Genomic DNA, 23,956 nt, shown 5'->3' on the forward strand with positions numbered 1-23,956 from the left:
CCCATCCTGCCAACGGCCACTAGGTTGCTGGCATGCGGTGGCGGGCGGCGGACGGCAGGGTGCTGCACGGCTGGCTCGGCGGCGACCCCGACGGCCCGCTGGTCGCCGTCCTCCACGGGTGCCCCGACACCCGGCACGTCGCGATGACCGGCGACGCGGCCGCGCGCGAGGTCGGCGTTCGGCTGCTGTGCGTCAGCCGGCCCGGCTACGGCGACTCGACGTCGTACCCCTCGACGCACGCGAGTGTCGCCGACGACCTGGCCGGCGTGGCGAGCGAGCTGGGCCACGACCGCTTCGCGGTGCTCGGCATGTCCGTCGGAGGTGGGTACGCCGTCGCCTGCGCGGCCCGGCACCCCGACCGCGTGACGGCTCTCGGCCTGGTGTCCACCCAGCCGCCGGGCACGCGCGAGGAGCCGGTCGAGGAGCTCGAGCGCGCGTTCGCGCCCGAGTTCCTGGCCTGGCGTGCGCAGGTCACGCCCGACGACCCGGACGACGACGCGCTCGCCGCGCGGTGGCTCACCATGCTGCCGACGGCCGATGCCGCGCTGGTGGCGACGCGGACGCCGGCCGAGGTCGCGGCCTCGGTGCGCGAGGCGCTCGCCGACCCGGCGGCGTACCTCCGCGACGCGGCGACCATGTCGCGCCCGTGGACCTACGGTCCGGAGCAGGTGCGCTGCCCCGTGCGGGTGTGGTTCGGTGAGCTCGACGACCGGGCCGGGGCGGACGACTTCGTCCGCGGCTTCGCCGACGTCGAGGTCACCGTCCGACCGGCGACGACGCACCTCGCGGCGCTGGTGGCGTACTGGCCCGAGGTGCTCGCGACGCTGTCCCGCTAGGACACGACGGTGACCGTGATCGCTGAGTCGGTGCAGCCGCCGGCGACCTGCTGCAGCGCACCGATCTCCCCGGAGTCGGCGGTCAGGCTCCAGCGGATCTTCGCGGCCACCCACTCCTTGACGTAGCGGCACTGGTTGATCGGCGGGAGCCACTCCGCGACGTCCTGGTCGCCCTTGGAGCGGTTGAGCGACGCGGTGACCCCGACCAGCGTGCGGGTGTCGCCGAGGTCGTTGGCGTAGGCCTCGCGGCGCGCGGCCGACCAGGTGCGCGCACCCGAGTCCCAGGCCTCCGCGAGCGGCACCATGTGGTCGATGTCGAGCGCCGAGGCCGAGGTCTGCGAGACGCCGTCGTAGTAGGAGTACCAGCGGCCGCCGGACAGGCTGCAGCCCGAGCCGACCGTCGGTGCGTCCTCGGCCTCGGCGATGAGCACCTCCTCGCGGGTGTCGCAGCCGTCGCCGTCGGCGTCGACCCAGTGGTTGAACAGGTCGCGCGAGTAGCCGGTGCGGTTCTCCGTGCCGACCGCGATCGAGGAGATGCCGGAGGAGAGGGTGCCGCTCCACGTGGAGTCGGCGTGCGCCGAGCCTCCGGTGAGGCCGACGAGGGTGCCGGAGAGGAGGAGTGTGCCTGCCGAGGTCGCGAGGACCCGCCCGAGAGAGATCATGGCGTTCATCCTGTGCTCGCAGGTTCGGCACGGGAACCCTCAAGTTCCTGCACTGCACGGTCCTGCGGGTCTACCGTCGTGGCGTGTACACGGTCGGCCGTGCCTCACAGCTCACCGGCGTGCCGCGGCAGACGCTGCGCAGCTGGGAGCAGCGCTACGCCCTCGTCGCGCCGCAGCGCACGCAGGGCAACTACCGGCTGTACGACGACGAGGCCGTCCGCCGCCTCAGCGTGATGCGCGAGCTGGTCGACGCCGGCTGGGCGCCCCACGAGGCCGCCCGGCGCATCGTCGACGACGTCGCCGCCGCGACCGCGCGCCTCGGTGACGACGAGGTCACCGTCGCCGCCCGCATCGACGACCTCGCCGCGTGCGCCGAGGACTTCGACGTGCCGCGGCTCGAGCACGCGCTCGCCGAGGCGTTCGCCCAGCCCGACCTGGCGTCGGTCGTCGACGACTGGCTGCTGCCGTCGATGGTGCGCCTCGGAGCGGCGTGGCAGCGCGGTCTGGTGACCGTCGCCGGCGAGCACTTCGTCACCGCCGCCGTGCACCGTCGGCTCGCGCACGTCTTCCAGACCCTGCCCGCCGGTCCCCGAGGCGGGCCGCGCGTGGTCGCCGGGCTGGCCCGCGGCTCGCGCCACGAGATCGGCGTGCTCGCGTTCGCCACGGTGCTGCGCTCGCGCGGGATCGCGGTGACGTACCTCGGCGGGGACCTGCCCCTCGACGCCTGGGTCGACACCGTGCGCCTGCTGGCACCGGCCGCGGTCGTGCTGGCGGCGCCCACCGCCGACGACCTGCCCGCCGTGCGCGAGGCCGTCCAGGCCCTCCTGCCGATGACCCCCGTCCTGCTCGGTGGCGCCCACCAGGCCGAGGTCGCCGGCCCCCGCCACCTCGGCCACCGCGCCGGCGCCGCCGCCGCGGCCCTCGCCGACGAGCTGACGTCGGTCCTTTCCTGACCCTCCCGGGACGTGTTGCGATGCGTACGTCGCAGCGAGCGCTTCGCAACACGTCCGACGGGCGGTCCTCCACAGATCGCACGCCCCCTCTGGTGAGCGGTCGGCTGGTGGGCCGACGCTCGGAGGATGGATGACCCCGCAGAGCTCCGGAGGCTGCGCGCCCAGCGGGTTGCGCGCGCCGTCGCGACCGCGGGCGAGCAGGGCGGGGTCGTCAGCCTGGCCCAGCTGCGGGCGTACGGCGTCACCCGTTCGCAGATCACGGCGCAGGTGTCCGCCCGTCGCTGGCGGCGCGTGCACACGCAGGTCGTCGCAGTGCACACCGGGCCGTTGTCCGATCTCGGGAGCCAGTGGGCAGCAGTCCTCGAGGGCGGCCCGCAGGCCTACCTCGACGGCGCGTCCGCGCTCATCGCAGAGGGCCTGACCGGATTCACGTGCGACGTGATGAGGGTGAGCGTCCCGATGGCAGCGCGGTCCAGGTCTGCGCCGGGGCTGCGCGTTGTCCGCACGCGGCGGTACGCACCCGGCGCCGTCGTACGGACAGGAGTTCCCCGGGCTCGGCCGGACGTCGCCGCGGTCCATGCGGCTCTGTGGGCGGCGTCCGACAAGCAGGCGGTCCTGCTCCTGACCATGCCCGTCCAGCAAGGGCTCACCACCGCCGAGCGGATCGGGACCTCGCTCCTTCGTGTGCACCGGCACCGTCGGCGTACGTTGCTCCACAACGCCGTCCTCGACCTCATCGACGGGGTGCGCTCCATCAGTGAGGCCGAGTTCGCCGCCGAGTGCCGCAGGCGGGGGTTGCCGAAGCCGAGCCGACAGGTCGTCCGCAAGGGCAAGGACGGCCGTTACTACCTCGACGTGTACTGGGAGGAGTGGGGCGTCGTCGTGGAGATCGACGGCATCCAGCACTCATGGGCGGCGAACGTCGTCAGCGACGCACTGCGCCAGAACGACATCAGCCTGGAGTCCGACGTCGTCCTCCGGATGCCGCTGCTCGGCCTGCGGGTGGCGGCAGACGACTTCTTCGCCCAGGTCATCCGTGCGCTCCGCGACCGTGGCTGCCCGCAGGCCGGGACGTGTGACGATCCGATCGCTGGGACGACCGCTTCGTAACACGTGCCGAAGAGGGCTACTCGGCGGAGCGCACCCGGATGCCGGCCGCCGTCAAAGAGCTCAGCGGGACGGTGACGGCGCCGGAGGGGTCGGTGAAGAAGTCGTTGCCCTTGTCGTCGACGACGATGAAGGCGGGGAAGTCCTCGACCTCGATCTTCCAGACCGCCTCCATGCCGAGCTCCTCGTACTCGATGACCTCGACGGACTTGATGCAGTCCTGCGCGAGGCGGGCGGCGGGGCCGCCGATGGAGCCGAGGTAGAAGCCGCCGTGGGTGCCGCACGCCTCGGTGACCTGCTTGGAGCGGTTGCCCTTGGCGAGCATGACCATCGAGCCGCCGGCGGCCTGGAACTGCTCGACGTACGAGTCCATCCGCCCGGCCGTCGTCGGGCCGAACGAGCCGGACGGCATGCCCTCGGGGGTCTTGGCCGGGCCGGCGTAGTAGACCGGGTGGTTCTTCAGGTACTCCGGCATCTCCTCGCCGGCGTCGAGGCGCTCCTTGATCTTCGCGTGCGCGATGTCGCGCGCCACGACGAGCGGGCCGGTGAGGGAGAGGCGCGTCTTGACCGGGTGCTGCGAGAGCTGGGCGAGGATGTCGGCCATCGGCTGGTTGAGGTCGACCTGCACGACCTCGCCGCCAGCGATGTCGTCGGCCATGCCGGCCTCGGGCATGTAGTGCGCCGGATCGGTCTCGAGCTGCTCGAGGAAGACACCGTCGGGCGTGATCTTGCCGAGCGCCTGCCGGTCGGCGGAGCAGGAGACCGCGATCGCGACGGGGCACGAGGCGCCGTGGCGGGGGAGCCGGACCACGCGCACGTCGTGGCAGAAGTACTTGCCGCCGAACTGCGCGCCGATGCCGAACGACTGGGTGAGCTCGAAGACCTTCTCCTCCAGCTCGACGTCGCGGATGCCGTGGGCGCTCATCGAGCCCTCGGTCGGCAGGTCGTCGAGGTAGTGGGCCGAGGCGTACTTCGCGGTCTTGAGCGCGAACTCCGCGCTCGTGCCGCCGATCACCACCGCGAGGTGGTACGGCGGACAGGCCGCGGTGCCGAGCGAGCGGATCTTCTCGTCGAGGAACTCCATCAGCCGCGTCGGGTTGAGGACGGCCTTGGTCTCCTGGAAGAGGAACGACTTGTTGGCCGAGCCGCCGCCCTTGGCCATGAAGAGGAACTTGTACTCCGGCACGTCCTTGGCCGGCGTCGAGTAGAGCTCGATCTGCGCCGGCAGGTTGGTTCCGGTGTTCTTCTCCTCGAACGTCGTCAGCGGCGCGAGCTGGGAGTAGCGCAGGTTGAGGCGGGTGTAGGCGTCGTACACGCCCTTGCTGATCGCCTCGCCGTCGTCGGAGCCGGTGAGGACGCCCTCGGACTTCTTGCCCATCACGATCGCGGTGCCGGTGTCCTGGCACATCGGCAGCACGCCGCCGGCGGAGATGTTGACGTTCTTGAGCAGGTCGAGCGCGACGAAGCGGTCGTTGCCGGAGGCCTCGGGGTCGTCGATGATCTTGCGCAGCTGGGCGAGGTGACCGGGGCGGAGGTAGTGGCTGATGTCGTGCATCGCCTCCTCGGTGAGCCGCCGGATCGCCTCCGGCTCGACCTTGAGGAAGGTGCGCCCGTCGACCTCGACGGTGGACACGCCCTCGGTCGTGAGGAGCCGGTAGGGGGTCTCCTCGGCACCGTTGGAGCCGGCGGTCGGGAGCAGGTCGGAGTAGCGGAACTCAGCGGTCGTCACGGCTGCCGATGCTACGCCGGGTCGACGGACTCCCCGGAGCCGGTCTCGTCGGCCTCGCGCCGCAGCTTCTCCTCGCGAGCCTTGCGACGCTGCTCCTCGGCGCGCTCGCGCACCTTCTTGAGGAATTCCTCGTCGGCGGCCGGGTCGGCGGCGGCGAAGCGGCCGGGGCGGTCGTACTCCGGGAACGCGCTCGCGCTTCGCTCGTGGGGGCCGAGGCGCCGGGGCGTGCGGACCGGTCGCCCGGCGGCGAGCCACGCGATCGAGCCGACGAACGGGAAGAACAGGATCAGCACGATCCACCACACGCGCGAGAGGTTGCGCACCTCGTCGTCGCGGGCGGAGATGGCCTCGACCAGGCAGAAGATCCCCAGCACGAGCGGCACCAGGAAGAACAGCAACCGAATCACGACGACCCCCGCAGGTCGGCCCTGCCGGGGCCGCGGACGACGGGCCCCACCCGTCGCGGCGGCAGCGTAGCGCGGTCACACGGTGTACGGCGCTCATCGCCGATTTGCACCATTGGGCCGAGAGTGCAAAACTGCACTATGTGACTGATAGTGCAATCCAGCGACGCGGCCGGCGCGGCACCGAGCTGCGGATCGTCGACGCCGCCCAGCGGCTCGCCGACGAGCGCGGCAGCATCGACGGCTTCACGATGGACGAGCTCGCCGAGGCGTGTGACGTCTCGCGCCGCACCCTGTTCAACTACTTCCCGAGCAAGGTCGACGCCGTGCTCGGCCCCGACGTCGTGCTGCCCGACGAGGCGATGGACGCGTTCCGCGCGGGCGGCCCGAGCGGCGACCTGATCGACGACCTCCAGGCGCTCGTGCTGGCCATCCTCGAGAACGAGGACGTCGACCTCGCCACGATCCAGCGCTTCGACCGCATCGTGCACGCCAACCCGGTCCTGCTCATCACGCTGAAGGAGCGGATGCGCCGGCTCGTCGAGCGCCTCGTCGAGGTCGCCGTGCAGCGCCCCGGCGGCGACCTCCCGGCCCGCGACGTCCAGGTCGCCATCGCCGTGCTCGGCGGCGTCTGCGAGGTCGCCGTCACCGCCTTCGCCGACGACCCCGAGCAGGACTTCGCCGAGCTCATCGTCACCGGCATCGCCACGGTCCGCCGCCTCTTCGGCTGACCCCCCCACGCCCAGCACCACCGACACCAACACCAACGAGGGACACACCACCCATGGCTCGACTCCTCCACCGCCTCGGCCGCACGGCCTACCGGCGCTGGTACGCCTTCATCGCCGCCTGGCTCGTCGCGCTGGTCGCGGTCGGCTTCACCGCCACCGCCATCAGCAAGCCGATGACCGACGCCTTCTCCATCCCGGGCATCCCGTCGGAGAAGGCCGCCGACCTCCAGGAAGAGCTCTTCCCCGACGCCGCGGACGCCATGGACCAGGCGGGCGTGACCGTCGTCGTCGCCGCGCCCGAGGGGCACACGCTGACGGAGGAGGAGTACGCCGACCGGGTGGACGCGCTCGTCGCCGACCTGGCCGAGCTCCCGCAGGCGCCCGCCGCGGAGACGATCGTCGACCCGGTGACCGCGGCCGCGGGCCAGGAGCAGCAGATGGTCGACGCCGTCGTCGAGGCCGGCGGTGACGAGGACCAGGCGCGGGCGAACTTCGACGCGCTGTCGCCGCTGTCGGACGACGAGCGGATCGGCACCATCAGCTACGTCCTCGACGTGGACACCGTCACCGACGTCGAGCCTGCGACCGTCGACGCGATCAAGGACGCGGTGGCCGAGGCCAACGCCGGCGGGCTCACCGCCGAGGTCAACGGCTCCGGCCTGGTCGCGATGCCGGAGGGCGGCTCGTCGGAGCTCATCGGCATCGCCGTCGCCGTCGTCGTGCTGCTGGTCGTCTTCGGCTCCGTCGTCGCGGCCGGCATCCCGATCATCACCGCGCTGATCGGCCTCGGCACCGGCCTGCTCGGCGTCGTGGGCGCCACCGCCTTCTTCGACATCGGGTCGAGCACGCCGATGCTCGCCAGCATGATCGGCCTCGCGGTCGGCATCGACTACGCCCTGTTCATCCTCGCCCGCTACCGCAGCGAGCTCGAGCACACCGACGACCGCGCCGAGGCGATGGGCATCGCGACCGGCACCGCCGGGTCCGCCGTGGTGTTCGCCGGCCTGACCGTCCTCATCGCGCTCTCCGCGCTGTCGGTCGTCGGCATCCCGTTCCTCACCACGATGGGCCTCGCGGCCGCCGGCACCGTGTTCGTCGCGGTGCTCGTCGCGCTGACGCTTCTGCCCGCCGTGCTGGGCATGCTGAAGTCGAAGGCCTTCGGCGGCCGGATCCGCCGCTACCGCCCGACGCGCGACGAGCGCGGCCGGGTGCTGAACAACGGCGTCCGTTGGGCCCGCCTGGTCGGTCGCGCACCCGTGGCCGCCATCCTGCTCGTCGTCGTCGGCCTCGGCGCGCTCGCCGTACCGGTCAAGGACCTGCACCTGGCCTTCCCGACCGACTCCACGTCCTCGCCCGAGACCACCCAGCGTCGCGCCGCCGACCTGGTCGCCGAGGGCTTCGGTCCCGGCCGGCAGGGTCCGCTGATGGTCGTCGTCGATGCCCGTGAGGTCGACGAGGCCGACCGCGGCGCCGCCTTCGGCGAGGTCGTCGACTGGGCAGCCGGACTCGACGGCGTGGTCAACGCCCAGGTCGTGATGACCAACGAGGACGGCACCGGCGCGCAGGTGCTCGTCACCCCGAGCACCGGGGCCGACGAGGTCGCCACCGAGGACCTGCTCCACCAGATGCGCGACGGCCAGGCCGGGATCGAGGCCAAGTCCGGCACGACCACCGGCGTCACCGGCATCACCGCGATCCAGGCCGACGTCTCCGAGAAGCTAGCTGACGCGCTGCCGATCTACCTGGCGGTGGTCATCGGCCTGGCGTTCCTGCTGCTGATGCTGGTCTTCCGCTCGATCCTGGTGCCGCTCACCGCGACCCTCGGCTTCCTGCTGTCGGTGCTGGCCACCCTCGGCGCGACGGTGCTGGTCTTCCAGGAGGGCATGTTCGGGATCGTCGAGGGTGCACCGCTCGTGTCGTTCATGCCGATCTTCCTGATCGGCGTGGTCTTCGGCCTCGCGATGGACTACCAGGTCTTCCTCGTCACCCGGATCCGCGAGGCACACGTCCACGGCGCGTCGATGCGCGAGGCGGTCGTCGACGGCTTCCGCAACTCCGCGCGGGTCGTCTCGGCCGCGGCGGTGATCATGACCTCGGTCTTCGCGGCGTTCATGCTCACCGACGAGCCGATCATCAAGTCGATGGGCTTCGCGCTCGCGGCGGCCGTGCTGTTCGACGCGTTCGTCGTGCGGATGGTGCTGGTCCCGGCGCTGCTCTACCTGCTCGGCGAGAAGGCCTGGTGGCTGCCCCGCTGGCTCGACCGGCTGCTCCCCGTCATCGACGTGGAGGGCGAGTCGCTCGAGCGCGGCCACGCCACCGCGCAGTGGCGCGAGGAGCGCGAGCCCGAGCTGGTCGGCTGAGGCCGTCCTGGGGAATCCCCGGATATCCGGGGACTCTGGCCGCAGTGTGGTTCTCGTGACGTGGATGGCACGTCACGAGAACCACACTGTCGTCTCTACGCTCACTTCTTCCAGGGCGCGACGAGGGCGGCGAGGTCGGGGGCCAGCTCCCGCTGGAGGAGCGGCCCGAAGGTCACCCGGTGCACGCCCATCGCCTGGAGGTCCTCCAGCGATCCGGCGGCTGAGCCCTGGCGCGGGTTGGCGATGACGTTGACCGGACCCGAGAGTGCCGCGAGCAGTGCCTCGAGCGACGCCGCATCCGGTACGCCGACGGGGTAGACGCATCGGGCACCCGCCTCCTCGCACGCGCGGAGGCGGGCGACGGCCTCGCCGACCGGGTCGTCGAACTGGCCCTTCTTGAGGAACACGTCGGTGCGGGCGTTGATCACGACGTCGACACCCGCGCTGTCGGCGGCCTGCCGGATCGCGCCGATGTAGTCGGCGTGCTCGGCCGACGAACGCATCCGCCCGCCCTCCGAGTGCACGGTGTCCTCGATGTTGAGGCCGACCGCGCCGGCGTCGAGCATTCGCTCGACCAGCTCGGCGGCCGGGGTGCCGTAGCCGGACTCCAGGTCGGCGGTGACCGGGGTGTCGGGCACGGCCCCACAGATCCGTCGTACGCCGTCGAGGGCGTCGTCGAGGGTCATGTCCTCGTTGTCGCCCTGGCCGCGCGAGTCGGCGAGCGGGTGGCTGCCGATGCTCAGGGCGGCGAAGCCCGCCTCGGCGACCGCGCGGGCCGACCAGGCGTCCCAGACGTTGGGCAGGACCAGCGTGGTGCCGGTGTGGTGGAGGTCGAGGAGGGTGCGGGCGCGCTCGGCGATGTCCATGGTCCGAGGCTGCCACGGCGGAGGTGGCGGGCATAGAGGGGCGGGCGTGCGCGTTCAGCCCACGTGGAGGTCCTCGAGTCGGTCGTCATCGGTGCCGGGCAGGCGGGTCTCGCGGCGTCGTACTTCCTGCGCCAGCGCGGCATCGACCACGTCGTCCTCGACGCCAACCCCGAGCCGGGCGGAGCCTGGCAGCACCGGCGGGCCTCGTTGAGCATGGACGACGTGCACGGTGTCGCCGACCTCCCCGGCTCCGACGCCCCCGGCGGTTCACGACGCGCGGCGAACCTCGTCGTGCCCGACTACTTCGGCGACTACGAGCGCAGCCAGGGGCTGCCCGTGATCCGTCCGGTGCGGGTGGAGCGCGTGGACAGCGAGGGCGACCTGCTCGTCGTGCACGCGGGCGAGCACGAGTGGCGCACGCGCACCCTCGTCAACGCCACCGGCACCTGGACGCGGCCGTTCGTGCCGTTCTACCCGGGGATCGAGACGTTCGCGGGGGAGCAGGTGCACACCGCGCACTACCCGGGCGCCGACCACTTCCGCGGCACGCGGGTCCTCGTCGTCGGTGGCGGTGCGTCGGCCGTGCAGTTCCTCGGCGAGCTCGCGCCGATCACCGAGACGCTCTGGGTCACCCGGCGCGCGCCGGTCTGGCGCGAGGAGTTCGACGCCTCCGCCGGGCTGGCGGCGGTCACCGCGGTCGAGGAGCGCGTACGCCGTGGGCTGCCGCCCGCGAGCGTGGTCAGCGTGACCGGGCTCAAGCTGCGGCCGCAGGAGCAGGAGGCCGCCCGGCTGGGCGCATACGAGCGGCTGCCGATGTTCTCGCGGATCGAGCCCGGCGGCGTCCGGTGGGACGACGGCCGGTTCGAGCGCGTCGACGCCATCCTCTGGGCCACCGGGTTCCGGCCGGCCGTCGACCACCTCGCGCCGCTCGGCCTGCGCAGCCCCGAGGGCGGGATCGCGCTGGTGCCGGTGCGCGGCAACGTGCAGGGCGCGACGACCGCCGAGCGTGATCCGCGCGTGCAGCTGGTGGGCTACGGGCCCTCCGCGAGCACCATCGGCGCGTCCCGTGCCGGGCGCCAGGCGGCGCTCGCGGTGTCCCGCGTCCTCGCCGCTGAGGAGGCCGTCGCCGGCTGAGGTGTCAACCTTCGTCAACCGCCGTCAACCCCCTTCCCGGCGGCCGCACGGTTGTCCCAACGCCGTACCCACCCAGGGTCGGCACCACACAAGGGACACCGTCATGAACACCAACGCACACACCGTTCGCCGCAGCTTCACCGCCTTCGCCGCTGCCACCGCCTTCTTCGCCGTCACCGCCTGCGGAGCCGAGGTCGCCCCGCCGTCGCAGGACATCGGCGGCACGCAGCAGAAGCAGGCCGAGGCCCCGGCGCAGCCCACGAAGACCACGACCCCCCGCGGCGACTTCGGGGACGAGTACGGGCAGCCGAACTCCAGGTCCCAGGTCCCCAGCGACGAGTGGGCGGGCCCCCGTCCAGGGATGGACTTCGGAGCCTGACAGACGGGGGAGCCGGGCGGCGGACGGGGGTACGTCGCCCGGTCCCGTCCCTGCCGGACGGCCACCCGTCGCCCCGACTCCTCACCTCGCCGCTGTCCCGGCAATCGCCCGGGACAGCGGCGCTCTCACCTGCCTCGGTGTCAGGTTGATCGCCCGGCGTCCGGGCCAGGACCCGGTGGACGGCGGGCTGCTCACCGGTGACCTGCCGCGGTGCGCGCGATGGCCCGGCTGAGCGGGACGTGCTCGCGGGCGTCGGCGGCGGCCTTCGTGAGCAGTCGCGCCGCGATCGTGCCCCGCCCCTCGCGAAGGGCGCACTCTGCGGCTCGCCACCGGCAGTACGCGGCGTCGTGCGGGCGTTCGAGCCGGTCCCACTCCTCGGCAGCGCGGACCCATGCCTGCGTGGACGCCCCGTCCTGGAGGCGCAGCAGCTCCGCCTCCCACGACCAGAGGTTGGCGATCCGCGCGACACCGACCGCCTCTGGGCCGAACGGATCGGACTCGGCGCCAGCGACGAGCTCGGTGATCCGCGCTGCGACCGGAGGTCCGTCCGAGCGTGCCTTCCTGCCGGCCACGAGTCGGTCCGCGTGTGCCCGCGCATGTGCCCACATCAAGGGTGCCGCCACGCGTGCGACCTGGGTCGAGAGCGCGACCGACACGGCTTCCTCGAGGAGCTCCAGGGCGGCGTCGACCTCCTCCGCCCACAGCTCGACCTCCGCATGCCACGGGACCCCCTCCGCCCAGTTGGAGTCGTGGGCGTGGATGAGGGAGTTGGCCGTCCGGGCGTCGGCGACAGCGGCGCTCACGTCTCCCTCGCGGAGCCGCGTCGCCGCGAGCATCAGGTGGGCGGCCGCTGAGTTGATCGTGGGTGCTGACGCCGTCACCGGAGCGATGATCTCCCGCGCCGCACCCACGTGCCCGGCACGGAGGAATCCGATGCACACGTTGCACCGCACCAGCGAGACGATGTACGACTGGTCCACCCGGCACTCGGCCGCGTGTTCCAACCCGGCCCGAGCACTCTCCTCGATCTCCCGAGGTGCAGCGTTCGCGTGGAGGAGGATGTCGGTCTCGTTCGCCGTGAGCATGAGCTCGGACAGGGGATCGGCCTCGGCCAGCTGGATGCTCCGGCCCTCCCGGATCTTGTCCAGGGCGGCGGAGTAGTCGCCGCTCTGGCGCGTCACCCATGCGGCCCCTGACAGGAGCCGACGACGAGCCCTCGGGTCGGTCAGGGCCTCGTCCGCGAGCGCCCGATCCAGGTCCTGCTGGGCCGCGGTCCAGCGACCCGCGAGCATCAGCAGCTCGAACCGGTCGCCGAGAAGCGCCCAGAGGTCGGGCGAGGCGGGGAGCTGCTCGAGGATGTGGACGGCTTCGTCGAGGACCTGGAGGCCACGCGCTGCTTCCCCGGTCGCGACCAGGAACGAACTCATCCAGTGCATGAGAAGGGCCCGCTCGCGGGGCGGCAGATCGGGCACCAGCGCCTCAGCGCGGACGAACAAGTCGCGTGCTGATGTCATGTCGCCGATGTCCAGGGCGGCTTCACCGCCGTGGACGACGACCTCCCACATGGCGACCTCGCCCGTGTCGACGCCGGCGTCGGCGAGGGCGAGCGTCCGCAGCCATCCGGCCAGTGCCTGGGGCCACGCGAAACGCCCGGCGGCCCGTCGCGCCGCAGCCACCCGTACGGGCGCCTCGAGATCGGGTCGACCCGCCTGCTGCCAGTGGTCGGCGATCTCTGCGGGTTCGGCGTCGGCCGCCCTGGCCAGCGCGCCGGCGAGCCTGGCGTGCACCTGGGCAGCCTCTCCCGGCACCATGCGGCGCTCGATCGCCTCGATGAAGAGGGGATGGGACAAGCCGGCGTCGTCGCCGCCCGACCGGACCAGGCCGCGCCCCGCCAGGATGCGCAGGCCCGCCTCGGTGCCGCCGCGGGTCAGCTCCGCGACATCCATCAGCGTCGAGCTCGTCAGCGGCCGCTGGGCCACGCCGAGGACTCGTGCCACGCTCCAGCCGTCGCCGCCGAGCGCCCCGATCCTGCGATCGATGAGGTCGACCAGGCGCGACGGGGTGTCGGAGTCCGGACCGCCGGCGGCCAGCTGCGCGGTGTAGAGCGGCAGTCCCTGGCTGCGTGAGTGGATCTTGTCGGCGTCGGTCGGGTCGACCTCGGCGCCGGTGATCAACCTCAGCTGCTCGGCTGTGTCGGCGCGGGTGAGGGGCGTGAGGTCCACGGAGTCCACACCCGTGGTCCAGCGGGTCCGTGCCAGCCACTCGGTCTGGTCGGCGTGCACGTCCTGATCCCCCGTGCGCCACGTGAGCACGAGCGGCACCCCGCCGTTCCCGTTCGCGAGGTGTGTCGTCAGGTCGAGGGTCATCTGATCGGCCAGATGTCCGTCCTCGAGGTGGACGGCGAGCGGACGAGCGTCCCGCAGTGCCCGCAGCAGGGTCGAGATCGAGGCGAAGAGCCGCTCCACCCCCCACGGATCATCAGCCGACCAGGCCTCGGCGGGCCGCGGCGCCAGCTCGGGGACCATCGTGACGAGGGACGTGCTCACGTAGGCGGGGCACGTGGCGAGCGCGTGCGTCATCCAGTCCCCGTCGTCGCACGCCAGCACCATCCGCAAGGCCTCGATCACGGGGTGCATCGGCACCACCTGCGACAGGTTCAGGCAACGGCCGACCGCGACGAAGGCCTCGCTCGATCCGGCGGCAGCGGTCACGAGCGTGGTCTTGCCGATGCCGGCCTCGCCGGTGACGAGGAGGAGCCCGGTGCCGGCCTCGAGGTGTCGTCGTACGACGTCGAGCTCGGCGCGGCGTCCGGCGATCTGCGGCCCGGCCTCGGGTGCGCCGTTGGTGGGTGCGGAGGCGGCGCGCCAGAGGTCGTGGAAGGTGGCGGTGTCACCGTCCATGGCGTCGACGAGGACCTCGACGGTTCCCCAGGTGGGGACCTTCGGCTGGGAGAAGGTCTTGGAGACGGTGGTGTGGGAGACGCCGGTCTCGGCGGCGAGGGTGCGCAGCGAGGGCCAGCCGGCGTGGTGGTGGAGGTCGTGTAGCGCGTCGTTGAGGGCGCGGGCCGGTCCGGGCGGGAGGTCGGGGCGGGGGAGCGCGCTCATCGGGCACCTGCGGCGGTGCGGGCGATGGCCTGGGTGAGCGGCACGTGCTCGCGGGCATCCGTCGCCGCGCGCTTCAGCAGCCGCGCCGCGACCGTCCCCTGCCCCTCGCGCAGGGCGCACTGGGCGCCCCGCCACCGGGCGTACGCCGCGTCGTGCGGGCGGTGCAGCCCGTCCCATCGTGCGGCGGCGTCGGACCAGAGGGCCGTGGTGCCGGCCCCGTCGTGGCGGGCGAGCTCGGCGCGGGCGGTGGTCCGGTTGGCCTCGACGTAGGCGTCGTCCGACGACCCCGTGCTGCCCAGGCCGCAGAGCTCCAGGAGCGACTGCACCTCCACTCGGCTGGAGGAGGGGCTGCCCGTCGCCTCCGCCTCGCTCGCGATGGCGCGGACCGCGCCGGCCATGCCGCGGAAGAGGATCCGCGGCGCCGCACCGCCGGCGAGGTTGACCTGGATGCAGTGCAGGACCTGGTCGAGGCTCCTGCTCGGCGTCCCGGTCCAGAAGTGCATGTCCGCCAGCTCGCCCACGAAGTCGGCCTGCGCGGAGTCCGGGGCGCCGACCACGAGGCGTACGTCCTCGAAGCGGGTCGCGCCCTCCTCCACCCGACCGCAGAGGACGTCGATCTCGGCGCGGAGGAAGTGCATCACCCAGTGGTCGTAGTCCGGCGGCTCGTCGGGGTCGACGTCGATCGTCTCCGCGGCGCGGGCGACCTGGCCGGCGCGCAGCATCGCCTCGGCCAGGTTGCCGCGGAGGAACATCACCATCTCGCTGTCCACGCCGAGGGCCGCCGCCGCTGCGAGGGAGGGACGTGCGACCGCCTCGACCTCGTCGAGGGAGGCGCCGGTCTTGAGGAGCACGTCGGTCACCATCACCGCCTGCCGGATGTCGCCCATCGGGTCCGCGCCGGGCGGGAGGAGCGCCTCGGCCTGCGCGAGCAGCGCGAGGCACCCGTCCACGTCGCCCTCGGATCCGCGGTGGCCCGCCAGGGTCGTGCGGTGGTACCTCTCGAGCCGGGCATCGCCGAGCCGGGCCGCCACGTCGGCCGCCTCGCGCACCTGGGCCAGCGCGTCGTCGAACTGTCCGACGTCCTCCAGCAGCAGTCGCTTGCGGTTGAGCGCGTAGACCAGTCCGGGCCCCTCGGGCAGGCGCCGGTAGAGCTCGAGCGCCTGCTCGACCAGCGCCAGGCCGACGGCCACGCCCTCCTGCTCGCCGCGGAACGCCGCGGCGCGGAGGAGGACCTCGGCCCGTACGGCATCACCGGCGTCGGCGAACCGGCGCTCCGCCTCGGCGTTCAGCGCGGCGCCGCGGTCCCACTGGAAGGAGGCGTCGAGGGCGTCCACCGCAGCGAGGTAGGCGTCCGACACCAGCGTCGGCGGGTCGCCCACGCCGTCCACCCCGTCGGGCCAGAGCTCGAGCACGCGCAACCACTGCTCGGCCTCCTGCGCCCAGTCGAACCGTGCGGCCGACTCCTGCGCGGCCGCGATCCGCCACGGCAGCTCCTCCGCGCCCTCGCCGGCACGCTGCCAGTGGAGCGCGATCTCGGCCGGCTCGGGCGTCTCGGAGCCCGCGAGCGCCCTCGCCAGCTGACGATGGACGTCGCGGCCCTCACCCGGGACCAGGCGACGCCTTGCTGCCTCGGCCAGCAGGGGGTGGTCGAGTGCGGCGCCGTCCGGGTCGTCGGCGCGGCCGAGCAGCCGCAGCTCGCGCAACGACCTCATCGCGTCCGTCAGCTCGTCCGGCGTCATCGCGGCGACCGCGCCGACCACGGTCGCGGGGAGCGGTCGGTCGGCGACACCCAGCGTGCGGACGACGCGCCACCCCGCGGGGTCGAGACCGTCGAGGCGCGCGTCGAGCAGGTCGGAGAGCGCGTGGGGCAGGCCGGACTCGGGCAGGTGGGCGGCGAGGTGGGTGGTGAACAACGGGTGCCCACGGCTCCGCGAGAAGACGGCCTCGGCGTCGGCCACCGTGCCGAGCCCGGCGAGCTGCGCCTGGGTCTCCGCACGGGTCAGCGGGCCGAGATGCACGGTCGAGCCGGCCGGCGACCGGTCGACCCGCGCCCGCCACTGGTTGCTGACGGCCGGGGTGTCGGGATCGCCCTCGCGCCAGGTCCCCACGAAGGCGAGGTCGCCGACCGTGGTCGACAGGGCCATGTGCTCGAGGAGGTCGAGCGTGGCGGTGTCCGCCCAGTGCAGGTCCTCCAGGACGAGGCCCACGCGGCCCTCGTCGGCCAGGGCCGCGAGGACGGCCGCCACGGCCGTGAAGAGGTGCTGGCGTCCGAGCGCGTCGTCGGTCGTGGTGGCCCTCCCGAGCTCCGGCACGAGGCGCGCCAGCTCGCCGGCGACGAACGGTGGGCAGGAGGCCAGTGCCGCGGTCAGCCGCCTTCCCCCGTCCAGCCCCAGGGCGGCGCGGAGCACGTCGCACAGCGGCATCAACGGCACGTCGATCGAGAGCGGCAGGCACCGGCCGAGCAGCACGAGTGCCTCCGGGGCCGCCGTCGCGGCATCCACCAGCGTCGTCTTGCCCATGCCGGCCTCGCCGGTGACGAGGAGCAGGCCGGAGCCGGCCTCCAGGTGGTGTCGTACGACGTCGAGCTCGGCGCGGCGGCCGGCGATCCTCGGGACCGTGGGTGCGGCGCCGTTGCCGCCGGCGGGGGTGGAGGCGGCGAGCCAGAGGTCGTGGAAGTGGTCGGTGTCGCCGTTCATCGCCTCGACGAGGAGCTCGAGGGTGCCCCAGCTGGGCAGGGGTGCGGTGGAGAAGGTCTTGGAGACGGTGGTGTGGGAGACGCCGGTCTCGCGGGCGAGGGTGCGCAGGGACGGCCAGCCGGCGCGGTGGTGGAGGGCGTGGAGGGCGTCGTTGAGCGTCCGAGCCGGACCCGTGACGTCGGGACGCGGAAGTGCGCTCATGGGGCCTCCCAACCACCCATTCCTGGGATCGAGGATCCTCCCGCGCGCGGTGGTCCGGCAACCCGATTCCGGCGGGCTGTCAACGTTCGTCAGAGATCGTCAACCCCGTCCGGGGCGGATCGATCGTGGTGGACATCGCCGGAACCGACCGGCCCCACCCGAAGGAGCACCGCCATGTCCACCACCTCACTCACCGTCGTACGCCGCAGCATCGCCGCCGCCACCGCGACCGTCGCCTTCGTCGCCCTGGCCGCCTGTGGCGCCGAGGTCGTGCCGCCGACGAACGACATCGGGGGCGCCGGCCCGCAGGAGCCGCTGCCGACCTTCACGATCGAGGACTGCCTGGACCCCGGGAAGCAGCCCCCGGTCACCACGTGCCCGTACCCGGTCAAGAGCGGTGACCAGTTCCCCGCGCACACGAACCGGATGCAGCAGCAGGACGAGTACTCGGTCCCCGGCCGCTGAGTCCTCCTCGGGGGTGGGCGCGGCGGACAGTGGACCGCCGCGCCCACCGGGGCCTGACGCCCGTCACGGGTCAGGCCGCCGCCGGCTCGCTAGGCTGGCGCCATGGGGGAGATCGAGAACCGCCCGCACGATCCGTCGCAGATGCGCATCTCCGACGCCGACCGCCAGCGCGTCGCCGACGTGCTGCGCGACGCCGCGGGTGAGGGCCGCCTCGACCTCGACGAGCTCGAGGAGCGGCTGGAGCTGACCTTCCAGGCCAAGACCTACGGCGAGCTGGTGCCGATCACGCTCGACCTCCAGGCCACCGGCCCGGTCACCCCGCCGGCCTCCGCGCCGGTGCGACGCCCGTCCCACCTGCCCGCCGTCGGCCACAACTCCTCGACCGCGATCATGAGCGAGTGCAAGCGCCAGGGCGTCTGGTCGGTGCCCGAGCACCACAGCGCCTTCGCCCTCATGGGCAGCGTGCTGATCGACCTGCGCCAGGCCCAGCTGTCAGGCCACGAGACCCAGATCAACGCCAGCGCGATCATGGGCGAGGTCAAGGTGCTCGTCCCGGCCGACATGCACGTCATCGTCGACGGGACCCCGATCATGGGCGAGTACAACCAGGCCAAGGACAAGGTGCCCGCCGACCTGCGCCCGGACTCCCCGACCGTGCGGATCCGCGGCATGGCCCTGATGGGCTCGGTGACCGTGCAGCGTCAGCCGCCTCCCGGCACGCCGAAGAAGATCATCGGCACCTACTGACGCCTCAGCGCGTACGCCGCAGCACCAGCGCCTGCCACGGCTCGAGCCGGCCGTCCCACGCAGCGGCCGCGTGCCCGACGTTGTCCAGCAGCACCTCGGCGTCGGCCCACGCGGCGACGTCGACGTCGGCACCGACCGGCTCCCCGCTGAAGTTCGCCACGACCAGCAGCTCCACGTCGTCGAGCGACCGGGTGAAGGCGTAGACCGCCTCGTCGTCGGGCAGCAGCATCGTGAAGTCGCCCAGTGCCACCACCGGCTCCTGGTGCCGGAGCTCGATCAGCCTGCGGTAGTGGTGGAACACCGAGCCCTCGTCGGCGGTCGCGGCCTCCGCGTTGACCTCGGTGTGGTTGGGGTTCACCGGGAGCCAGGGCTCGCCGGTCGTGAAGCCGGCATGCGGCGAGGCGTCCCACTGCATCGGAGTGCGCGCGTTGTCGCGACCGCGCGAGCGCAGCGACTCGAGCACCCGGTCGGGGTCGACGCCGAGGCCGACGGCCTGGGCGTGGTGGTTGAGCGACTCGATGTCGCGGAACTCGTCGATGGAGCCGAAGGGATGGTTCGTCATCCCGAGCTCCTCACCCTGGTAGACGTAGGGCGTCCCGCGGTGCAGGTGCAGCACGGTGCCGAGCAGCTTGGCCGACCGCTCCCGCCACGCGCCGTCGTCACCGAAGCGCGACACGGCCCGCGGCTGGTCGTGGTTGTTCCAGTAGAGCGAGTTCCACCCGACGTCGGCGAGGCCGACCTGCCAGCGCCCGAGGACGGCCTTCAGCGCCGTCAGCTGGAGCGGGATCAGGTCCCACTTGGTCTGCGCGTGGTCGACGCCGACGTGCTCGAAGGTGAAGACCATGTCCAGCTCGCGGCGGGCGGCGTCGGTGTAGAGCAACCCGTCCTCGACCGTCGCGCCCGGCGTCTCGCCGACGGTGAGGATCTTCCGGTCACGCCCTTGCATGACCTCGCGATGCATCTCGGCGAGGAACTCGTGGATGCGTGGCCCGTTGATGAGGTACGGCGAGCTGTCGCCGTAGGTCCCCGCGTGGACGATCCCGTCCGGCAGCGCCGGGTCTTTCGAGATCAGGTTGATGACGTCCATCCGGAAGCCGTCGACGCCCCGGTCGAGCCACCAGCGCATCATCGCGTAGACCGCCTCGCGGACCTCGGGGTTCTCCCAGTTGAGGTCGGGCTGCTTGCGGGAGAAGACGTGCAGGTAGTACTCGCCGCTCGCCTCGTCGTGCTCCCAGACGGTGCCGGAGAAGGCGCTCTCCCAGTTGTTCGGCTCGGCCCCCGGCGTGCCGCCGGCCATGCCCTCGCGGGGCGGGCGCCACCAGTACCAGTCGCGCTTCGGGTTGTCGGTCGAGGACCGTGACTCGACGAACCACGGGTGCTCGTCGCTGGTGTGGTTGACGACGAGGTCCATCATCAACCGCATCCCGCGCTCGTGCATCGCGGCGATGAGCTCGTCGACGTCGGCGAGCGTGCCGAACGTCGGGTCGATGTCCTGGTAGTCGCTGATGTCGTATCCGTTGTCGTCCTGCGGCGAGCGGTAGATCGGCGACAGCCACACGACGTCGACACCCAGTCGTTCGAGGTGGTCGAGCCGCTGGATCAGTCCGCGCAGGTCACCGATCCCGTCACCGTCCGAGTCGGCGAAGCTGCGGGGGTAGACCTGGTAGACGACAGCCGTGCGCCACCAGTCCCGGTCCGAGTCCTGGGAGGTCATCGGGCCATGCTCCCATCCGTCTGCGTGACGTGGACGAGCGTGACGGTCTCCGGACGCCGCCGCGGGATCCAGTAGCCGCGGGTGTCGAGCACCGCGCCCCGCACCGGCGCGCCGTCGGATGGCCCGTCCTTGGCGAGCTCGACCGACCGGCTCACCGCGCGGTGGTCGACAGGACCCGCCCAGCGCAGGTCGTACGACGCCTCGGGCCGCAGGCCGGGCACCCGCACCACCGTGCCGCGGTTGCTCGCCGACTCGTCGAGCTGGACGTGCGCGACGAGCGCCTCGCTGCCGTCGGCCGCGACGACGCCGTGCAGCAGCACGGCCGGGTCCGCGGACTCCGGCCGGACGGTGCGCCCGGAGTGCAGTAGCGGGCGGAAGCGCTTGTGCAGGTCGACCCACCCGGCCAGGGCCGTGAGCTCCTCCTCCGTCGCCGTGCTCAGGTCCCACTCCACGCCGAAGGCGCCGAAGAGCGCGGTCGCTGCACGGAAGTCGAGCAGCAGGGTGCGGCCGGTCTGGTGGGCGATGGGTGCGCTGACGTGGGCGCCGAGGTACTCGGGCGCCACCAGCTGGGCGGTCCAGCGCTGGATGTGCTGGCGGGCGAGGGCGTCGGTCATGTCGGAGGTCCAGACCCGCTGGGTGCGCTCCAGCACGCCGAGGTCGATGCGACCGCCACCGGAGGCGCAGGTCTCCCAGTCGATCGCCGGGTGCAGCAGGCGTAGCGAGTCGAGCAGCCGGTAGAAGGCGAGGGTGTGCTCCCGCACCGCCGACGAGCCACCCCGCGCGCCGGACCCGGCCTCGAGCAGCTCGCGGTTGTGGTCCCACTTGACGTAGTCGATCGGCGCCGAGGAGAGCACCGCGTCGACCCGGTCGTGCACGTGCTGCCACACCTCGGGCCGGGACAGGTCGAGCACCAGCTGGTTGCGGTGCAGCTGCGGCACCCGCGCGCCGGCGGAGAGGATCCAGTCGGGGTGCGCGCGGTAGAGCTCGGAGTCGGGGTTGACCATCTCCGGCTCGAACCAGAGGCCGAACTGCATGCCCAGCGAGCGGACGTGGTCGGCGATCGGGGCCAGCCCCTCCGGCCACACGTCGGGATCGACCCACCAGTCGCCGAGGCCGGCGGTGTCGTCGCGCCTGCCGTGGAACCAGCCGTCGTCGAGGACGAAGCGCTCGATGCCGATGCCGGCCGCGCGGTCGGCGATCTGGTGCAGGCGGGCGAGGTCGTGGTCGAACCACACGGCCTCCCACACGTTGAGCACCACGGGCTGACGGGCGGGGTGCGTGGCCAGCGACCGCTCGTAGGTGTGGAAGGCCTCGGCCAGGCCGTCGAGGCCACCGTCGGAGGCGCCGAACACGACCCATGGCGACGTGTACGCCTCGCCCTGCGCGAGGCGGACCTCGCCGGGCTGCAGCAGCTCGCCGCCGCCGAGCGTGGTGCCGAGGTCGGGGGAGCGCTCGGCCCGCAGCAGGCTGTTGCCGCTCCACGCGACGTGCACGCCGAGGACCGTGCCGGTGCGGGTGCCGAAGCCCCGCGTGCCGAGGACGACCATGGTCGCGCCGCCGAGCCCGGGCCGGCCCTCGCGGCCCTCACGCAGCCACATCCCGTCGGTCACCGAGTGGCGTTGCGGCGTGCGCTCGCCCTCGTGCCGGCCGGTGAAGTCGAGCAGCTCGGTGAGGTCGTCGGCCGCCGGGAGCACGACCTCGAGCCCGGTCAGGACGTAGGTGCCCGCGCCGGTGCTCCGCACCGTGTGGCGCCCGCGGAGCAGGCCCCCGGGCAGGGTCTGGAGCTCGGTGGTGAGCCGCAGCCCCGCCGCGTCGTCGTACGCCGACAGGGTGAGGGTGTCGTCGGTGGTCGACAGGTCCTCGACGAGGAAGCGCGTCGACCACGCCGCGTCGGAGTCGGGGGCGTCGACCCGGTGGCCGCGCAGGTGCGGGCGGGTGAAGAGCTCGTGGGCGTGCTCGCCCAGCAGCGGAAGCCCCGGGCCGCGGAAGGTCGACGGGTAGCCGGCCGCGTCGGCGGTCGCGGCGTCGGCCGCGCCCGCCCACAGGATCCGGGGGAGCAGGTCGCCGGTGGTGTCGAGCTCGACGGTGAGCCGGGCGGAGCCGGACGGGTGCGTGGGAGGGAAGAGCATCAGCGACTCGCTCGTCAGGGGATCTCGGGAGGCACGTCGTGGACGATCCACACGGCCGTGTCCGGACCCACGTTGCCAGACGGCGCGGAGTCGCTGGACAGCACGACCGGGCCGGTCGTCGGGACGTCGTCGGGGCCCAGGTTGACCACGCACTCGAACCGCGTGCCGCGGCGGAACCGCAGCACGTCGCCTGCCGAGGGCAGCCACTCGAACGAGGGGCCCAGCAGGTCGGCCGTCTCCTTCCGGACGGCCAGGGCGGTCCGGTAGAGCGAGAGCATCGAGTCGGGATCGCCCTGCTCGGCCTCGACGGTGAGGTCCCGCCAGTGCGCGGGCTGGGGGAGCCACGGGGCTGAGGCGCCCGTCGGCGAGAAGCCGAACGGCGCCTCGGTGCCGGACCACGGGAGCGGGACCCGGCAGCCGTCACGTCCGCGGATCCGCCCTCCGGTGCGGGTGAAGACGGGGTCCTGGAGCACGGCGTCGGGGAGGTCCTCCACCTCCTCCAGGCCGAGCTCCTCGCCCTGGTAGAGGTACGCACCGCCGGGCAGCGCGAGGGTCAGCATGATGGCGGCCCGCGCACGGCTCCGACCCAGCTCGAGGTCACTGGTCTGGCTCGGACCGCCCCACGTGGTCTCGCCGGCGCGGCCGAACCGGGTGGCGTGGCGCACCTCGTCGTGGCTCGACATCGCCCACGTGGCCGGCGCCCCGATGGGGGCCAGAGCCGTCATCGTGCGGTCGATGACCTCGCGCAGGGCGGCGGGGTCCCACGGCGCGTGGACGTAGTCGAAGTTGAAGGCGGTCTGGATCTCGTCGGGTCCGAGGTAGCGCGCGAGCCGCTCGGGCCCGTTGACCACCGCCTCTGCGACCAGCACCTGCTCACCGGGATGCGCGTCGACCACCCGTCGCCAGCGCCGGAAGATGTCGTGCACCGTGTCGACGTCCCAGTGGGGGTTGTCGGTCCAGGTCGCCGTCGCGAACTTCTGCGGGTCGGGATAGGCGAAGTCGGGGTAGTCGGGGTGCTTGGACATGCCGGGGGCCGCGTCGATCCGGAACCCGTCGACCCCTCGGTCGAGCCAGAACCGGAGCACGTCATCGAAGGTGTCGCGGTTGGTCGCGTCCTCCCAGTTGAGGTCGGGCTGCTCGGGGGCGAAGAGGTGGAGGTACCACTGCGCGGGCGTGCGACCGTCGTCGATGCGCGTCCACGCCGGACCGCCGAAGGCGCTGATCCAGTTGTTGGGCGGCTCGCCGCCGTCGAGGCCGGTGCCCTCGCGGAAGTGGTAGCGCGCTCGTTCGGGGGAGCCGGGCTCCGCCGCACGGGCGGCGAGGAACCACGGGTGCTGCGACGAGGTGTGGTTGGCCACCAGGTCGACGATCACCCGCAGGCCCAGGCGGTGGGCCTCGGCGAACATCGCGTCCGCGTCGTCGAGCGTGCCGAACCGCGGGTCGATGTCGCAGTAGTCGCTGACGTCGTACCCTCCGTCGGCCATCGGCGAGGGGTACCACGGGGCGATCCAGACGGCGTCCACGCCGAGGTCGGCCAGGTAGGGGAGCCGGGCGGTGATCCCGGCGATGTCGCCCTCGCCGTCACCGTCGTGGTCGGCGAAGCTGCGGGGGTAGATCTCGTAGATGACGGCGGTGCGCCACCACGGGTCGGGGGCATCGGGCAGGCTCACGGCGCTCCTTCCGGAGTCGGCAGACGGGCGGGGACGGGCGCGGCGAGGCGGTCCCGGAGCAGCACTCCG

Annotated in this window: 18 protein-coding genes; 9 read left to right on the plus strand and 9 right to left on the minus strand. The window is 72.8% G+C overall.

Translation table 11 applies throughout. The annotated features are described in order from the left end of the window. The first annotated feature begins 32 nt into the window (after positions 1-32). Positions 33-836 carry an alpha/beta hydrolase gene (locus J2X46_RS07630; protein ID WP_310248812.1) on the plus strand — a complete coding sequence of 268 codons (804 nt, stop codon included), beginning with the start codon at positions 33-35 and terminating at the stop codon, positions 834-836. Here J2X46_RS07630 and J2X46_RS07635 read toward each other — a convergent pair. Next, positions 833-1,498 carry an HNH endonuclease family protein gene (locus J2X46_RS07635; RefSeq protein ID WP_310248815.1) on the minus strand — a complete coding sequence of 222 codons (666 nt, stop codon included), beginning with the start codon at positions 1,496-1,498 and terminating at the stop codon, positions 833-835. The two genes, J2X46_RS07630 and J2X46_RS07635, sit on opposite strands and share 4 nt — an antisense overlap. 83 nt (positions 1,499-1,581) lie before the next feature. On the opposite strand from J2X46_RS07635, the gene J2X46_RS07640 reads away from it, so the two are divergent. Together J2X46_RS07640 and J2X46_RS07645 are read left to right on the plus strand one after the other, a co-directional pair. Continuing rightward, on the plus strand, positions 1,582-2,451 hold the full coding sequence (locus tag J2X46_RS07640) for a MerR family transcriptional regulator (RefSeq protein ID WP_310248818.1): 870 nt from the start codon (positions 1,582-1,584) through the stop codon (positions 2,449-2,451). A 126-nt stretch (positions 2,452-2,577) separates the two neighbouring features. Further along, the gene (locus J2X46_RS07645; protein ID WP_310248820.1) at positions 2,578-3,561 is read left to right on the plus strand and encodes a hypothetical protein; all 984 of its coding nucleotides are present in this window, start codon (positions 2,578-2,580) and stop codon (positions 3,559-3,561) included. Between the two features lie 16 nt (positions 3,562-3,577). On the opposite strand, the gene J2X46_RS07650 is transcribed toward J2X46_RS07645, so the two are convergent. Together J2X46_RS07650 and J2X46_RS07655 are read right to left on the minus strand one after the other, a co-directional pair. Further along, a complete protein-coding gene (locus J2X46_RS07650; protein WP_310248823.1) occupies positions 3,578-5,287 on the minus strand; it encodes a fumarate hydratase in 1,710 nt (569 codons plus the stop codon). An 11-nt stretch (positions 5,288-5,298) separates the two neighbouring features. Beyond that, positions 5,299-5,694 (minus strand): PLD nuclease N-terminal domain-containing protein, encoded by a 396-nt coding sequence (locus J2X46_RS07655; protein ID WP_310248826.1) that lies wholly within the window; start codon positions 5,692-5,694, stop codon positions 5,299-5,301. A gap of 140 nt (positions 5,695-5,834) precedes the next feature. Between J2X46_RS07655 and J2X46_RS07660 the strand changes: the two genes are divergently transcribed. Next, on the plus strand, positions 5,835-6,422 hold the full coding sequence (locus J2X46_RS07660; protein ID WP_310248829.1) for a helix-turn-helix domain-containing protein: 588 nt from the start codon (positions 5,835-5,837) through the stop codon (positions 6,420-6,422). Between the two features lie 53 nt (positions 6,423-6,475). Continuing rightward, on the plus strand, positions 6,476-8,782 hold the full coding sequence (locus J2X46_RS07665) for an MMPL family transporter (RefSeq protein WP_310248832.1): 2,307 nt from the start codon (positions 6,476-6,478) through the stop codon (positions 8,780-8,782). A 101-nt stretch (positions 8,783-8,883) separates the two neighbouring features. Here J2X46_RS07665 and J2X46_RS07670 read toward each other — a convergent pair whose 3' ends face one another. Further along, positions 8,884-9,648, minus strand: a complete 765-nt coding sequence (locus J2X46_RS07670; RefSeq protein WP_310248835.1) for an isocitrate lyase/phosphoenolpyruvate mutase family protein — start codon at positions 9,646-9,648, stop codon at positions 8,884-8,886. A gap of 63 nt (positions 9,649-9,711) precedes the next feature. Between J2X46_RS07670 and J2X46_RS07675 the strand changes: the two genes are divergently transcribed. Continuing rightward, on the plus strand, positions 9,712-10,782 hold the full coding sequence (locus J2X46_RS07675) for an NAD(P)/FAD-dependent oxidoreductase (protein WP_310248837.1): 1,071 nt from the start codon (positions 9,712-9,714) through the stop codon (positions 10,780-10,782). 103 nt (positions 10,783-10,885) lie between these two features. Beyond that, on the plus strand, positions 10,886-11,161 hold the full coding sequence (locus tag J2X46_RS07680) for a hypothetical protein (RefSeq protein ID WP_310248839.1): 276 nt from the start codon (positions 10,886-10,888) through the stop codon (positions 11,159-11,161). A gap of 191 nt (positions 11,162-11,352) precedes the next feature. Here J2X46_RS07680 and J2X46_RS07685 read toward each other — a convergent pair whose 3' ends face one another. Continuing rightward, complete coding sequence (locus J2X46_RS07685; RefSeq protein ID WP_310248841.1) at positions 11,353-14,265, minus strand: ATP-binding protein; 2,913 nt, start codon at positions 14,263-14,265, stop codon at positions 11,353-11,355. Then, positions 14,262-17,162: an AAA family ATPase gene (locus tag J2X46_RS07690; protein ID WP_310248842.1), complete on the minus strand. Its 2,901-nt coding sequence runs from the start codon at positions 17,160-17,162 to the stop codon at positions 14,262-14,264. The genes J2X46_RS07685 and J2X46_RS07690 overlap by 4 nt, the downstream gene beginning before the upstream one ends. Positions 17,163-17,336: 174 nt before the next feature. On the opposite strand from J2X46_RS07690, the gene J2X46_RS07695 reads away from it, so the two are divergent. Next, on the plus strand, positions 17,337-17,627 hold the full coding sequence (locus J2X46_RS07695) for a hypothetical protein (protein WP_310248843.1): 291 nt from the start codon (positions 17,337-17,339) through the stop codon (positions 17,625-17,627). 102 nt (positions 17,628-17,729) lie between these two features. Then, the gene (locus tag J2X46_RS07700) at positions 17,730-18,374 is read left to right on the plus strand and encodes a DUF1707 domain-containing protein (RefSeq protein WP_310248845.1); all 645 of its coding nucleotides are present in this window, start codon (positions 17,730-17,732) and stop codon (positions 18,372-18,374) included. A gap of 4 nt (positions 18,375-18,378) precedes the next feature. On the opposite strand, the gene J2X46_RS07705 is transcribed toward J2X46_RS07700, so the two are convergent. The 3 genes from J2X46_RS07705 to J2X46_RS07715 are packed head-to-tail and all read right to left on the minus strand — an operon-like array spanning position 18,379 to position 23,887. Continuing rightward, positions 18,379-20,088: an alpha-glucosidase gene (locus J2X46_RS07705; RefSeq protein ID WP_310248847.1), complete on the minus strand. Its 1,710-nt coding sequence runs from the start codon at positions 20,086-20,088 to the stop codon at positions 18,379-18,381. Beyond that, positions 20,085-22,217 (minus strand): alpha-galactosidase, encoded by a 2,133-nt coding sequence (locus J2X46_RS07710; protein ID WP_310248848.1) that lies wholly within the window; start codon positions 22,215-22,217, stop codon positions 20,085-20,087. The genes J2X46_RS07705 and J2X46_RS07710 overlap by 4 nt, the downstream gene beginning before the upstream one ends. A gap of 14 nt (positions 22,218-22,231) precedes the next feature. Next, positions 22,232-23,887 (minus strand): glycoside hydrolase family 13 protein, encoded by a 1,656-nt coding sequence (locus tag J2X46_RS07715; protein ID WP_310248850.1) that lies wholly within the window; start codon positions 23,885-23,887, stop codon positions 22,232-22,234. Between the last annotated feature and the right edge of the window lie 69 nt (positions 23,888-23,956).

Origin of the sequence: Nocardioides sp. BE266 (assembly GCF_031457855.1) — a bacterium.
Taxonomy (GTDB): Bacteria; Actinomycetota; Actinomycetes; order Propionibacteriales; family Nocardioidaceae; genus Nocardioides.